At 64.6% G+C, this 14,132-nt stretch carries 15 protein-coding genes; 4 read left to right on the forward strand and 11 right to left on the reverse strand.

The features are described 5' to 3' along the window. Window positions 1–160 precede the first annotated feature (160 nt). Window positions 161–382: a 50S ribosomal protein L31 gene (gene rpmE, locus LB568_RS09200; RefSeq protein ID WP_010912060.1), complete on the reverse strand. Its 222-nt coding sequence runs from the start codon at window positions 380–382 to the stop codon at window positions 161–163. A 206-nt stretch (window positions 383–588) separates the two neighbouring features. Between rpmE and LB568_RS09205 the strand changes: the two genes are divergently transcribed. Beyond that, complete coding sequence (locus LB568_RS09205) at window positions 589–2,388, forward strand: ABC transporter transmembrane domain-containing protein (RefSeq protein ID WP_224729938.1); 1,800 nt, start codon at window positions 589–591, stop codon at window positions 2,386–2,388. A 66-nt stretch (window positions 2,389–2,454) separates the two neighbouring features. Here LB568_RS09205 and LB568_RS09210 read toward each other — a convergent pair whose 3' ends face one another. Next, window positions 2,455–3,939 (reverse strand): carboxypeptidase M32, encoded by a 1,485-nt coding sequence (locus tag LB568_RS09210; protein WP_013892512.1) that lies wholly within the window; start codon window positions 3,937–3,939, stop codon window positions 2,455–2,457. A gap of 140 nt (window positions 3,940–4,079) precedes the next feature. On the opposite strand from LB568_RS09210, the gene LB568_RS09215 reads away from it, so the two are divergent. After that, window positions 4,080–4,433 carry a DUF1304 domain-containing protein gene (locus LB568_RS09215; protein ID WP_013892513.1) on the forward strand — a complete coding sequence of 118 codons (354 nt, stop codon included), beginning with the start codon at window positions 4,080–4,082 and terminating at the stop codon, window positions 4,431–4,433. 99 nt (window positions 4,434–4,532) lie between these two features. Here the strand turns inward: LB568_RS09215 and LB568_RS09220 are convergent, their stop codons facing one another. From LB568_RS09220 to LB568_RS09260, 9 genes are all read right to left on the reverse strand, one after another. Further along, a complete protein-coding gene (locus LB568_RS09220; protein WP_013892514.1) occupies window positions 4,533–4,958 on the reverse strand; it encodes a hypothetical protein in 426 nt (141 codons plus the stop codon). Window positions 4,959–5,208: 250 nt separating this feature from the next. Next, window positions 5,209–6,240: a peptidoglycan -binding protein gene (locus LB568_RS09225; RefSeq protein ID WP_013892515.1), complete on the reverse strand. Its 1,032-nt coding sequence runs from the start codon at window positions 6,238–6,240 to the stop codon at window positions 5,209–5,211. A gap of 1 nt (window position 6,241) precedes the next feature. Further along, window positions 6,242–7,267: a MotA/TolQ/ExbB proton channel family protein gene (locus LB568_RS09230; protein WP_224729939.1), complete on the reverse strand. Its 1,026-nt coding sequence runs from the start codon at window positions 7,265–7,267 to the stop codon at window positions 6,242–6,244. Between the two features lie 152 nt (window positions 7,268–7,419). After that, window positions 7,420–8,124, reverse strand: coding sequence for a PAQR family membrane homeostasis protein TrhA (gene trhA, locus LB568_RS09235; protein WP_013892517.1), 705 nt, complete (start codon window positions 8,122–8,124; stop codon window positions 7,420–7,422). 150 nt (window positions 8,125–8,274) lie between these two features. After that, a complete protein-coding gene (locus LB568_RS09240; RefSeq protein WP_013892518.1) occupies window positions 8,275–9,075 on the reverse strand; it encodes an inositol monophosphatase family protein in 801 nt (266 codons plus the stop codon). An 84-nt stretch (window positions 9,076–9,159) separates the two neighbouring features. After that, window positions 9,160–9,726 carry an elongation factor P gene (gene efp / locus LB568_RS09245; protein ID WP_013892519.1) on the reverse strand — a complete coding sequence of 189 codons (567 nt, stop codon included), beginning with the start codon at window positions 9,724–9,726 and terminating at the stop codon, window positions 9,160–9,162. Between the two features lie 164 nt (window positions 9,727–9,890). Then, the gene (locus LB568_RS09250) at window positions 9,891–10,934 is read right to left on the reverse strand and encodes a tetratricopeptide repeat protein (protein WP_224729940.1); all 1,044 of its coding nucleotides are present in this window, start codon (window positions 10,932–10,934) and stop codon (window positions 9,891–9,893) included. A 1-nt stretch (window position 10,935) separates the two neighbouring features. Further along, complete coding sequence (locus tag LB568_RS09255; protein ID WP_224729941.1) at window positions 10,936–11,583, reverse strand: thiamine phosphate synthase; 648 nt, start codon at window positions 11,581–11,583, stop codon at window positions 10,936–10,938. A gap of 140 nt (window positions 11,584–11,723) precedes the next feature. After that, complete coding sequence (locus LB568_RS09260; RefSeq protein WP_224729942.1) at window positions 11,724–12,608, reverse strand: DMT family transporter; 885 nt, start codon at window positions 12,606–12,608, stop codon at window positions 11,724–11,726. A gap of 134 nt (window positions 12,609–12,742) precedes the next feature. Between LB568_RS09260 and LB568_RS09265 the strand changes: the two genes are divergently transcribed. Continuing rightward, a complete protein-coding gene (locus LB568_RS09265; protein ID WP_224729943.1) occupies window positions 12,743–13,192 on the forward strand; it encodes an Lrp/AsnC family transcriptional regulator in 450 nt (149 codons plus the stop codon). Window positions 13,193–13,303: 111 nt separating this feature from the next. Then, window positions 13,304–14,032, forward strand: coding sequence for a class I SAM-dependent methyltransferase (locus LB568_RS09270; RefSeq protein WP_224729944.1), 729 nt, complete (start codon window positions 13,304–13,306; stop codon window positions 14,030–14,032). The last annotated feature ends 100 nt before the right edge of the window (window positions 14,033–14,132 follow it).

Consider the following 14,132-nt stretch of genomic DNA (forward strand, 5'->3'; position numbering starts at 1 on the left):
CGCGGGGGGGGGAGGGGCGGCACCGACCCCCACCCGGACCTTCGGTCCGACCTCCCCACAAGGGGGAGGTAGAGGCGCCAGCGTGACGCGATCTACCTTGCGACAACAAAAAACCCGCCTCGAGGGCGGGTTTTTGATCTGCGACAATGCCGAAGTGCGTCTAGAGGCCGAAACCCTCAAAACGCTTCTTGAACTTCGACAGGCGGCCACCGCGGTCGAGCAGGGTCTGCTGGCCGCCGGTCCAGGCCGGATGGGTGGTCGGGTCGATATCGAGGTTCATCGTATCGCCTTCCTTGCCCCAGGTCGAACGGGTCGTGTATTCGGTGCCGTCGGTCATGACGACCTTGATGGTGTGGTAGTCGGGATGAATAGCGCTCTTCATGGGTCGGTTCCTGGCTTGTCGGCGCGGCTCACGGGCCAATGGCCTGCGTCGATGCGCCCCTTTTTAAAACTCGAAGCCGCAGCTATTGAGGAGCCACGGCTTCTAAAACGGTCGGCGTGCCTATACATCAGCCGGAATTGAATCACAAGGCCGCGGCGAGCGCATATTGAGGCGCACACACCGAGGCGGCTAGAGGAAACACCGAGATGGCGCAATCCAGCAGCGCAGACGAGCGCCGACGCTCGCTCAAGCCGCTCAGCCGCCTGTTCCCCTATATAACGCATTACCGCACGCTGGTTGTCGGCGCCCTCATCTCGCTGACCATCGCGGCGGCAACGACATTGGCGCTGCCGCTGGCCGTGCGGCGCATGATCGACCATGGGTTCTCCTCATCGAGCACCATCTTCATCGCCGAATATTTCGCCGCCCTTGTGGCAATGGCTGCCGTGCTGGCGGCGGCATCGGCCGGCCGCTACTATTTCGTCATCACGCTGGGCGAGCGCGTCGTCGCCGATATCAGGCGTGATGTCTTTGCCCATGTGACGACGCTGTCGCCTGCCTTCTTCGACACCGCCCAGTCGGGCGAGATCGTCTCGCGGCTCGCCGCCGACACCACGCAGGTCAAGTCGGCGGTCGGCGCTACGGCCTCGGTCGCGCTGCGCAACGTCATCCTTGGCCTGGGCGCGGTGGGAATGATGGTCGTCACCAGCCCGAAGCTGTCGGGCCTTGTCATTGCGGCCATTCCCGTCATCGTGCTGCCGCTGGTCGCCTTTGGGCGGTCGGTGCGGCGCAAGTCAAGGCAGGCGCAGGACACGCTGGCCGAGGCGACCGCCTATGCCAGCGAGCAGATCGGCGCGGTGCGCACCTTGCAGGCCTTCACCAATGAAAAGCTGGTCACCGGCCATTTCTCCAGCGCCGTGGAGGCTGCTTTCGAGGCGGCCCGTGCCTCGATCTTCGCGCGCTCCTTCCTCACCTTCTTCGCTATCTTCACCATCTTCTCTTCCGTCGTCGCGGTGCTGTGGTTCGGCTCGCGCGACGTGCTCGAAGGCACGATATCGCCGGGCACCCTCGGCCAGTTCCTGCTCTATTCGGTGTTCGCCGCCGGTGCGCTCGGCGCGCTGTCGGAAGTCTGGGGCGAACTTGCGCAAGCCGCGGGTGCAGCAGAACGGCTAACCGAGATCCTGGCCGAGAAGCCGGCGATCCAGGCGCCGGCCGATCCGAAGCCGCTGCCGGCGGTCGCCAGGGGGGCGATCGTCTTCGACGACGTTTCTTTCTCCTATCCGGCCAGACCCGACCGCGCTGCTGTCCACGGGCTGAGCTTTCAGGTCATGCCCGGCGAGACGGTGGCCATCGTCGGTCCTTCGGGTGCAGGCAAAAGCACGGTTTTCTCGCTGATCTTGCGCTTCTACGATCCCGAAACCGGCAAGGTGCTGATCGACGGCGTCGACGTGCGCGAGGCCGATCCCGCCTCGGTGCGCGGACGCATCGCGATCGTGCCGCAGGACGTCACCATCTTCGCGGCCACCGCGCGCGACAATATCGGCTTTGGCCGGCCGGGCGCCGGCAAAGCCGAGATCGAGGCGGCGGCGAAGGACGCGCTGGCCGACGAATTCATCCTCAAGCTCGACAAAGGCTATGACAGCCAGGTCGGCGAGCGCGGCGTGACGCTGTCCGGCGGCCAGCGTCAGCGGGTGGCGATCGCCCGCGCTATCCTGCGCGACGCGCCGATCCTGCTGCTCGACGAAGCCACGTCGGCACTCGACGCCGAAAGCGAGACGCTGGTGCAGACGGCACTCGAACGGCTGATGCAGGGCCGCACCACCATCGTCATCGCCCACCGGCTGGCGACCGTGCTGAAGGCCGACAGGATACTGGTCATGGATGGCGGCTCGATCGTCGAGGAAGGCACGCACCATAGTCTCGTCGCCAAGGGCGGCATCTATGCACGGTTGGCCAAGCTGCAGTTCGAGACCGGCGCCAGCGCCTTCCGGGGCGCGGCGGAGTAGGCGTTTTCCGATCCGGCGGGCTGTTGCCGCCGGTCGCCGAAAACCGGAATGGCGCGATGGCCGATTTCAGCCGCCGTAGCGCTGCTTCAAGTGGTTGACAAAATACGCGGCATTGAGCTTTTCGCCGGTGGCGCGCTCGAGCAGCTCCGGGGTCGACCAGCGCGATCCTTGCGACCATATCTTCTTGCGGCGCCAGTCGTTGATATCAGCGAAATTCCCTTTCGCCAGATCGCCATCGGCTGACGGATGCTCCCGCGTCAGCGCGGCCCATTGCTGCGCCGCCATCATCGCGCCCAGCGTGTAGGAGGGGAAGTAGCCGAAGGCGGCACTTGGCCAATGCACGTCCTGCATCGGCCCGTCGGCCGGATTGTCGATGGTGGAGAGGCCGAGATAGTCGCGCATCCTAGCGTCCCAGGCTTCGGGCAGATCAGCCACCTCCAGCCGGCCCGTGACAAGTTCCTGCTCCAGCTCGTAGCGCAGGATGACGTGCAACGGATAGGTCACCTCGTCGGCGTCGACCCGGATCAGGCCGCGCTCGACATGGTGCACATGCGGCAGGATATCGTCGAGCGACCAGGCTTCGCCGAGATGCTTTTCCACCACCGGCAGAGCCCAGCGCCAGAAAGCGGGATTGCGGCCGATCTGCTTTTCGACGAACAGGCTCTGGCTTTCATGCACGGCCATGCCGCGGGCCTTGCCGAGCGGCCAGTGCGACCATGCCTTGGGCAGGTTCTGTTCGTAGAGCGCGTGCCCGGTCTCGTGCAGCACGCCCATCAGCGCCGACAGGAAATCGGAGGTCTTGTAGCGGGTGGTGATGCGCACGTCGCTCGGCACGCCGCCGCAGAAGGGATGGTGCGACACCGACAGCGAGCCGTGTGTCAGGTCGAAGCCGACCGCCGCCATCATGGCAAGGCCGAGTTCGCGCTGGCGGTCGATCGCGTAAGTGCCCGAAAGTGGCTTCAGCGGATGCTTGCGCAGCCGCGCTTCCTGCACTGCCAGCGCCTCCGGCACGAACCCCTTGAGGAAGGCCTTCAACTCGGTGAAGACAGGGGTGATGTCGGCGACGCGGTTGCCGGGGTCGTATTGCTCCATCAGCGCATCATAAGGGGCGAGGCCGAGCACGTCGGAGCGCAGGGCGGCCTCTTCGCGCACCAGCGCCACCACGCCCTCCAGCGCCGGCTGAAAGCCCGCCCAATCATTCTTGGCGCGCAGGTCGCGCCACAGCTGCTCGCAACGCATGCGCGCCGTCGTCTGGCGTTCGACGAATTCGACCGGCAGGCAGGTCAGGTTGGTGTATTGGCGCCGCAGTTCGGCGAGTGCCGCGCGCTGCTCGTCGTCGAGCGCCTCACCTTCGGCGGCGGCGATCCAGTCGGATATCTCCGGTGCGGTCGCCCTGGTGTGGTACATGCCGGCAAGGGCTGCCATCGCTTCGGCACGCTTTTCGCCACCGCCCACGGCCATGTGGGTCGCTTCATCGGCACCGAGGATGGCCAGCGCATGCTCGAGCGCTTCGAGCTTGTGGCCGAGATCGTCGAGTTTCTGAAAGGACATGGCGGCTTCCGTGATTGAGGACGGCGCGAAAAGACACCAACGCAAAAGCGTTGGCAACCCTCGGAGATCGTCCGGCAGATGCGCCTTGCGCCGACGCCGTCGCGCATGAAATGCTGACGGGCCAAATGAAGGGGGAGCAAATGATCGGCAACATCCTGGTCGGGCTGGTGGCCTTGATCCATGTCTACATCGTCTATCTCGAGATGGTGCTTTGGGACACGCCGCGCGGGCACAAGACGTTTCGCCTGACGCCGGAATTCGCCAGCGCCTCGAAGGTGCTCGCTGCCAATCAGGGTCTTTACAACGGATTTCTCGCTGCCGGCCTGATCTGGGGGCTCACCCTCGGCGCGGCCGGTTTCCAGGTCAAGGTCTTCTTCCTTTTGTGCGTGGCCATTGCGGGCCTCTACGGCGCGGCAACGGTCGGCCGCAAGATCCTGTTCATCCAGACCGTTCCGGCTGTGCTCGCCCTGATCGCGGTCTGGCTCGGTTGGTAGGCAAGCTCGGCCGATGGGGAAAAAGGACGCCTGCGGGATTTGGGGTCCCGAAGGCGCCAGGTGGTCCCTTCCTCTGGGACCTTTCCAGGCGGGATAGCCTCAGCCGTTCGGATAGTTTCCGCCGTCGGAGCCGTCGCCCATCATGAAACCGCTGCCGGTGTCGCCCCTCAGCCGCTGGTCGACATTGTCGAGATGACGCAGCAGGTCACGATACTGCGCGGACGGGATCCTGCCGTGATCAGACGCAGCAATCTTCTCGGCGGCCTGGCTGATCTGGTTGGTGCGCATTTCCAGGTGTTCGGCGACCGCTGGGGTGATGTTGTTAGCCTGTCTTGCATCCACGATGCCCTGACGGACGCCCTGCGCCTGTTCGATGAGAGCCTCGACACGCGGGCCCTTCATCTCGGTCGGCGGGGCGGCGTCGAGCGCGCCCTTGTGATGGCCCGCGGCATAGGCGCCGGCAAGAGGGGCGGCAATCAGTATTGCGGCAAGGGTTGCAGTCTTGAGAGATGCTGAAGAGCGCATGAGGGCGCCTCCTTTTGCTGGGGAAAAGGGAGCGGCCTTGCCGCCCCGCGTTCCGGACGCGGGCCGTCCGGTTCCGTCGCGTCGCGATGGGAGGCATCGCCGGCGGTTCTCGGCCCTGCGCAGCAAGCTAGGAGCGCTCCGGCGCGAAGTGTAATTAAAAAAAGATAATCTTTTCAGGCCTTGCCGGCCGCACTTTGCGCCCTAGAGTTGAGCCGGCGAACAAATTCGCGTGACATCGCGTGATGATGGATCAACGTTCGGTGAGCTTGAGTTCAATGCGGCGGTTCTTGTTGCGCGCCTCTTCGGTGTCGGCGGGATCGAGCGGCTGGAACTCACCAAAGCCGGCGGCGACCAGCCGGTTGGCCGGCACGCCGTTCTCGATCAGGAACTTGACCACCGAGGTCGAGCGCGCCGTCGACAGTTCCCAATTGTCGCGATAACGGCCGGTGCCGGACAGCGGCTTGTTGTCGGTGTGGCCATCGACGCGCAGCACCCAGTTGATCTCCGGCGGAATTTCCTTCTGCAGCTCGATGATGGCATCGGCGAGTTTCTTCATCTCGACCTTGCCTGCATCGTTGATCACCTCGGAGCCGGTCGGGAACAGCACTTCCGACTGGAAGACGAAGCGGTCGCCGACGATACGGATGTTCTCGCGATCGGCGAGGATTTCGCGCAGGCGGCCGAAGAAGTCGGAGCGGTAGCGGTTCAGTTCCTGCACGCGCTGGGCCAGCGCGACGTTGAGGCGGCGGCCGAGATCGGCGATCTTGGTGTTGGAATCGCGGTCGCGCGTTTCGGACACGTTGAGCGCGTCCTCGAGCGCGCCGATCTGCTTGCGCAGTGCGGCGATCTGCTGGTTGAGGATTTCGACCTGGCTCAGCGCCTGCTGGCTGATCTGGCGCTGGTTGTCGAGTTCTCCGCCGAGCGCCGCCGCACGTTGGTTGGCGGCATCGCCGGCGCCGGCGCCTTGCGCCAGCAATTGTTCGAGCCGGCTCTTCTCGGCCTCCGCCGCCGACAGCGATGCCTGCAGATTGGCGAGCGAATCATCCTTGTCCTGTGCTGTCGAGCGCTCCAGCGCCAGAAGCTGGGTCAGTTCGTTGATCTGCGAGTTGAGGCGTGACAGCGCCGTATCCTTGCCGGAGATTTCGCGGCCGAGCAGGAACTGCGCCAGCACAAAGACGGTGAGCAGGAACATGATGGCCAGCAGCAGCGTCGACAGTGCATCGACGAAGCCTGGCCAATAGTCGATGCGGCGATCGGCGCGCCGCGCCCGTGCCAGGGCCACGCTAGTGTACTCCCTGCTTCTTCAGGACGTCGGCGATCTTTTCCAGCGTGTTGCGCATCGCCTTCTGCTCGTCGGATTGAGCCTCGACCCAGTCGCGCATGATCTGCTGCTCGGAGCGCATGTTCTTGACCAGGCCGGAAATGCCATCGGCAAGATTGGCCATGGCGGTGGCAACGCGCGGGTTGGAGCCGCCGCCGTTCTCCTGCATGCTGCGCAGCTTTTCGGACAGCACGCGGATCTCGTCGGAGGATTCGGTCTTGGCGGGGTCGGAAACCACAATGTCGGACGAGAGGTCCGTGACCGAAGACAGCCAGTTCTCAAGTTCGGTGTAGAAGCGCGTCTGGGCGCGGCCGGCCTGCAGATCGAGGAAGCCGAGTACGAGCGAGCCGGACAGGCCGAACAGCGAGGACGAGAAGGCGGTGCCCATGCCGGCCAGCGGCGCCGACAGGCCTTGTTTCAGTGAATCGAGCACCGCGGCCGCGTCACCCGTGCCGGGATCGAGCGATTCGATGGTCTCGCGGATAGAGCCGATCGTGTTCAACAGGCCCCAGAAGGTGCCGAGCAGGCCGAGGAAAACCAGCAGGCCGACAAGGTAGCGCGAGGTGTCGCGGCTTTCATCGAGGCGCGTGGCGATGGAATCGAGCATGGTGCGCATCGAGGAGGTCGAGAAGGCCATCGACGACGACCGGCCGATCATCGCCTTCATCGGCGCCAGCAGCACCGGTTCGGTGGTTTCCGAGCCGGCCCGGAAAGAGTTGACCCAGCGCACCTCGCGAAACAGCCGCCCGACCTGGACGAAGGCCAGCAGGATGCCGACGGCGAGCACGCCGACGATCAGGCCGTTGAGGCCGGGATTGGTGACGAAGGCGGTCGAGATCTGGCGGGTCAATATCGCGGCGATAAACGCCACGATGGCCAGGAAGATGACCATGGTGAGCAGGAAGACCTGCGGGCTCGACAGTTTATGTGGATCGTAGATCAGGACGTCGGAGCGCCTGCCCATGCCGAAGGATCTGAGAAAAGCCATTCGTGCCCCGTTTCCGATGCCGCTGCCGCCGATCACGTCGTTGGCGACTCTAAACGGAATTGTGACCAAATTGAATGGCGCTTGGCAATATTGCCGTGGGGCTAATGTGCAGCGCGTCCATCCGACATGCAAACCGAAATCGGCTTCCAGGATCAGAGGCGGTTTATCACCAGACAGTCGACCATGGCCGCCAGATGCAAGCCGGCGCCGGTGACGACGAAGCCATGCCACAGCGCGTTGTGGAAGCGCAGTCCCTTCCAGGCGAAGAAAACGACGCCGCAGGAATAGACGACGCCACCGGCGACAATGAGTACGATCGATGTCGTCGGCAGCGTCTCGACGAGCGGCTTGACCAGTACGACCCCGCTCCAGCCGATGGCGAGATAGAAGACGATCGCCAGGCGGTCGAAGCGGCCGGGGAAGAACACCTTGATGGCGATGCCCGTTGCCGCCGCGACCCAGACCAGCACGATCATCCATCTGGCCAGCGGCGAGCCGTCGAGCTGGGCCAGAAACGGCGTGTAGGTGGCCGCGATCAGCAGATAGATCGCGGCGTGATCGAAACGCCGCAGGATCCATTTCGCCGGCGAGGTCACCGGCCACAGATTGTAGGTCAGCGATACCGACAGAACGGTGAGCAGCGAGACGACATAGAAGGCGGCGGCAATGTATTCGCCAGGCCCGACCCGAGACGCCGCCAGCGCCAGCAACGCCGAGCCGGCCGCGATCGCCAGCACGATGCCGACCGCATGGACGATGCCGTCGGCGATCATCTCCGCGCGGGAGTAGTGCCAGCGCCCGACAAAGGGGATTTCGAGTGCGGCGGGGATTTCGAGTTGCGGCGGTGTGTTCGTCATCAATGATCCTGCGTCACCCTATCTGGGCAGCCGCCGGACAGTATTTCAAGCTTTGGTTGCGGTTTTGCGACTGCGGCGGTTCAGCGCGGCGGCATTTGTGCCCTACGCAATTCCCCAGGGAAAGCGCTACGCGCCTTTCCCGGAATTGCTTCAGCGGGGCGCGAGGGGCTTTTTCACCGTCTTCAGCAGCGCCCGCTGGATGATCTCGTTGCCGGCGACGACCGAACCATGGTCCAGCATGTCCTGTCCGCCATCCATGTCGGAGACGAAGCCGCCCGCCTCGCGGATGAGGAGCAGGCCAGCGGCGATGTCCCAGGCCGACAGGCCGATTTCCCAAAACCCGTCCATGCGGCCGGCGGCGACATAGGCCAGATCGAGCGAAGCCGAGCCAAGGCGCCTGACGCCGGAGACCTCGGCCATGACGTGGCGCAGCTCGATCAGGAAATTGCCGTGCTGGCCGCGTCCCAGATGCGGCACGCCGCAGCCGATGACGGCGTCGACGAGCTTGGTGCGGCCAGCGACGCGCAGACGGCGGTCGTTCAGGAAGGCGCCGCCGCCACGCTCGGTCGTGTAGAGCTCGTCCATTGCCGGATTGTAGATGACGCCGGCGACGATCTGACCTTGGCGCTCAAGCGCGATCGAGACGGCGAACAGCGGAATGCCATGCAGGAAATTGGTGGTGCCGTCGAGCGGATCGACGATCCAGCGGTGCTGGCTGTCGTCGCCGGCGACGATGCCGCGCTCTTCCATCAGGAAGCCGTAGCCCGGGCGTGCCTTCGACAGTTCGGCAAAGACGATATCCTCGGCCTTGCGGTCGGCCTGGCTGACATAGTCGCCCGGCCCCTTCATCGAGACCTGCAGGTTCTGGACCTCGCCGAAGTCGCGCGACAGCGAGCGGCCGGCCTTCATTGCGGCCTGGACCATGACGTTGAGAAGGGCTGAGCGTGCCATCGTATGTCTTCCTGTGCCCGCATTAAACTCTGTCTTGATGCATGTCGGTGACCCAAAACCGGGGCCACTTTTGGGCGACATGCATCAGTCGGCGCGGCGCACGTATGTGATTTCGTTGGTGTCGACGATGATGCGTTCGCCGGCACCGATGAAGGGCGGCACCAGAACACGGATGCCATTCTCCAGCACCGCCGGCTTGTATGAGGATGCCGCCGTCTGGCCCTTCACCACCGGGTCCGCCTCGGTGATGGCCAGGGTCACGTAATCGGGCAGCGAGATCCCGATCGGCCTTTCCTCGTAGAGCTGCACCGTCACCATCATGCCGTCCTGCAGGAAGGCGGCGCGGTCGCCGACGAAGTCCTTGTTCAGTTCGAGCTGCTCGTAGCTTTGGGTGTCCATGAACACCAGCGCGTCGTCCTGTTCGTAGAGGAAGGAAAAATCCTTCAGGTCGAGGCGGATCTGCTCGACCGTCTCGGCCGATCGGAAGCGCTCGTTGAGCTTGGTGCCGTTGATGAGGTTCTTCAGCTCGACCTGGTTGTAGGCGCCGCCCTTGCCAGGCTTGACGGTGTTGGTCCTGACCGCCACCCAGAGGCCGCCATCGTGCTCGATGACGTAGCCGGGACGGATTTCGTTGCCGTTGATCTTGGCCATGATGAGGTGATCCGGGATGCTGCCAACGGCCAGCCGTTGGTATGGGATTGTCGCTGGGAAAGCGATTTCGGGCTTCCAAGACCACAAATAACCGCAAGAGGCAAGGGAGCGGGCGGCTGGCGCCGCGCGACGGGCTGACTGCCGGGCGATCTCGCGGACCGCCGTCAAGGCAGGCGGTTCGCCTTCTGCAACGCCTGCTTGGTCTGGTCGTCGCTCAGCCCTTGCAGGAAATCGTCCATCTGAGGATCGATGAGGCCGGCGCGGCGCGCGACGATGTACCAGGCGGCGGCGAGCACCAGGTCGGGGTCGACGCCGATGCCTTCCATATAGAGTTTCGCCAGGCGGTTCTCGGCGGCGACATTGCCGCCTTCGGCTGCCTGCTTCGTCCAGCCGAAAGCGGATTTCAGGTCGCGCGCGCCGCCGCGGCCCTCGATCATCCAGGCGGCGAGGTCGATCTGCGCGGTGTCGTAGTTCTGCCGCGCGGCCTGCGCCAGCAGGCGCCTTGCGTGCGCATCGTCGCGCGGCTTGCCGCCCACGCCGTTGGCATAGATCTGGGACATGGCGTACTGCGCGTCGGCGAGGCCGGTCGCGGCGGCGCGCTCATAGTATGAGACCGCCTTGCTCAAGCCTGCGTCACCGGGATCCTGCTGGACCAGCATCTGCGCGAAATTGAATTGCGCCAGCTGGTTGCCGGCTTCGGCGGCCGCCTGCATCAGCGCATAGGCCTCCTTCTCGTCCTTCTTGACGTAGCGCCCGTCGAGCAGCATCAGCGCGTACTGGAACTGTGATTCCGGCACCCCCTGTTCGGCGGCGAGCGCATACCATTTCGCCGCTTCGGCCGCATTGAGCGGCACGCCGAGCCCGCGCGACAAGATCTCGGCCACCAGCGTCTGCGCCGCCGGGTCGCCATTTTGGGCGCGGACAAGCGCGAGGTTGTATGCGGTCTTGTAGAGCCCGCGCTGGAAGGCGCCATAGGCCGCGTCCGCCGGCTTGGCCCCGAAGCGGTCGGGGTTGATGTTGTCGGCCGAGGGCAAGGGCGCGGGCTCTGCCGTGGTGGCGGGCTGCGGCAGCTGGTTTTCGATCGGCTTGTCGGTATGCGCGCCGATATCCGGCTTGGGCTGCGGCAAGGGTACCGTTTCGGCGGCGGCAGCGGTCTGGATCATGACCGCCGCAAGCAGGGCCTGAAGGGGAAGCCTTGCCAGTGCCACGTCAATCCTCGAAGCGCGGCGCGGTTTCGTCGAGCGACGCGTTGGCTTGGGCGATCGCCGCCTTCGGATCGACGCCGTCGGCGAACACCGCGCTGGACAGGGCGACGAATTCGGCACCGGTGGCGGCCACCGTCTCGACGGATGCGAGGTCGGATCCAGCCATGACGATGCAGGGGATCTGGATCATATCGGCCCACCATCGCCCCAGCGACAGGTTGCGCGGGTGCGGCTCGGGCTTGTTGTCGTAGCCGAAGCGGCCGAAGAAGATGTAGTCGGGCCGCGTCTCGCCAAGCTCAAGCGCATCGTCACGCGTCTTGGCGCCGCCGGTGCCGACCATCATCTTGGCCTGGAAATGCCCAATCGTTTCGGCTAGCTCGGTCTTGGAAACCTCGACATGGATGCCGTCGGCCTGGACACGGCCCGCGATGCGGGTGTCGCCGGCAATGATGACGGCCACGCCCGCGGCCTGCGCCGCCGGCACGATTTGTTCGGCAAAGGCCTGGAAGGAGGCTTCGTCCATGCCGTTCTCCGGCAGGATCAGCGAGGCGACGTCGCCGCCGTCGAATGCGGCCGCGATACGGTCCGCCGGCACGCCTGGCGGCGCGATCAGCACAATGCGGCAGCGGTTGGGAGGCGTGGCGTCGTTCATGGTTCTCGATCCCGGGTTTCGCCTATGCCGGGCGAAGATGGTTGGATTGCGGCATAGAGCAAACTGCCCGCTTTGAACAGGCGGACGGGCGGGATCGCTGGTCGAAACGCGTCCAGGTATCTCGTGAGCGGTTGCGGTCGTCAGGCCGGGACCCGCGACCTCCACAGCGTCCAGCCGAGATTCATCCCGGCGGCGGCAACCAAAATGGCGGCGGCGCCGACGACCTGGCTGAGATGCAAGCGATGGCCGAAGGCGGTGACATCGACCAGGATGGCGACGACCGGATAGATGAAGGACAGCGATCCCTGCAGGTGTGTCGGCAGTTTCTGGATGGCGCCATACATCAGGATGTACATCAGGCCGGTGTGGACGACGCCCAGCGTCGCCAGCATGGCCCAGCTCCATGGGTCGGCGGGGAGATGCGAGAGATTGGCGAAGGGCGCCAGCATGACGACGCCGACACAGACCTGGATAAGCGCGATCAAATGCGGCGGCGTGCCCTTGAGCTTCTTGGTGACGATGGCAGCGACTGCCCAGAAGAAGGCCGCGGCCAGCGCCATCAGGATGCCGGCGAAATAGTTGGTGCCGACATCGCCGGCGTCAGGGGCGGCGCAGACGATCAGCACCATGCCGGCGAAGGCTATTGTCAACCAGGTCAGTTTGGTCAGCGTCAGCCGCTCGGCGAAGAAGAGCGCGCCGAAGCCGACCAGCATGAAGGGCTGGGTGTTGTAGACGGCGGTGGCGATGGAGATCGACGCGCGGGAGAAAGCACTGAAGAGCAGAACCCAGTTGATGACGATGGCGGCACCGCCGAGCGCGGCGAGGCCGATGATGCGCAGCGTCAGTCCGTTGCGCAGCAGCCCCAGCCCGGCGCAGATGACGAGCAGCGTCAGCGCGCCGAACGCGCAGCGCCAGAACACCACATCCATGATCGGCTGGCCGGACATGATCACGAACCAGCCGATCGTTCCCAGGATCGCCATGGCGGCGGACATTTCGATCGTGCCGCGTACCGTATCGTTCATGATGGACCTCTCAAACCCGTTTGAGGCTGCATAATCTCATGCGATGCGGGTGCTTTCTATCTTCTGAGAAAGGGAATATGGATAGATGTCCTAATTATATTAGGCATCTGGTTCGAATCTGTGAGAAATCTGAAATGCTCGACGATCTCGATCGAAATCTCCTCGAAATACTGGTGAGGGATGCGCGGACCTCGCTGAAGGATCTGGCGGCCCAGGTCGGGCTGTCGTCGCCGAGTGTTTCGGAGCGGCTTCGGCGGCTCGACGAGCGCGGCGTCATCCGGGCCTTCACCGTCGAGATCGATCCGCTGGCGCTCGGCTATTCGCTGCAGGCGATCGTGCGCATCAAGCCTTTGCCGGGCAAGCTGCACATTGTCCAGAAGCTGATCGAGGAGATTGCCGAGTTTGGCGAATGCGACAAGGTGACGGGCGATGACTGCTTCGTCGCACGGCTGTTCGTGCGCTCGATCGGTGATCTCGACGGCATTCTCGACCGCATCGCCGACAAGGCCGAGACCAGCACCGCCATCATCAAGGCGCAGCCGATCCGCCGGCGGCCACCACCGCTCGGGGCACCGTCGGCCTGATTGCCTTGACTCCGCGTGGCCGAGGTGGAAATGCGCGGCCAGCCCACCAAATATCAGTCATCCACCAGATGATTGTCCGGGAATGGTGATTGCCCGAACAACGAGGAAGACATGGCGCAGAATATCTACGACCAGCCGGATTTCTTCGCCGGCTACAGCCAGCTTGGCCGTTCGGTCGAAGGCCTGGAGGGTGCCGCCGAATGGCCGGCGTTGCGTGCGATGCTGCCTGAAGTCGCCGGCACAAGAATCGTCGACCTCGGCTGCGGCTTCGGCTGGTTCTGCCGCTGGGCGCATGAGAATGGGGCGCGAGAGATCCTTGGGCTGGACTTGTCGGAGAAGATGCTCGCCCGGGCGAGAGCCGCCAGCCGGGACACCGGCATCACCTACGAGCGGGCGGATCTCGACCAGCTCAGCCTGCCGCAAGGCGCCTTCGATCTCGCCTACAGCTCGCTTGCGCTCCACTATGTCGAGGACGTCGCGCGGCTGTTCGAGACTGTGCATCGAGCCCTTTCGCCCGGCGGCCATTTCGTCTTCTCGACGGAACATCCGATCTACATGGCGCCGACCAAACCCGGCTGGCTGAGCGATGCCGAAGGCCGCAAGACGTGGCCCGTCGACCAGTATCTGGTGGAAGGCCCTCGCAAGACCGACTGGCTTGCCAAGGGGGTGGTCAAATATCACCGCACGATGGGCACCACGCTGAACAGCCTGATCCGGTCCGGCTTCACCATAGAGCATGTCGAGGATTTCTGTCCGACGGCCGAGCAGATCGCGGCGAGGCCGGAACTGGCGGAAGAACTCGAGCGGCCGATGTTCCTGCTGGTTTCGGCCCGGCGATAGGGCCAGCGCCAGCCACTGGCCGGGTGCGCGGCGGCGGCCCCAGATTTGCAGTCGCCCGACGCGCAATTCTAGGCTATTCAGGCCGTTGACGCGCTTTCCC

This window comes from Mesorhizobium sp. B263B2A (genome assembly GCF_020165775.1).
Classification (GTDB): domain Bacteria; phylum Pseudomonadota; class Alphaproteobacteria; order Rhizobiales; family Rhizobiaceae; genus Mesorhizobium; species Mesorhizobium opportunistum.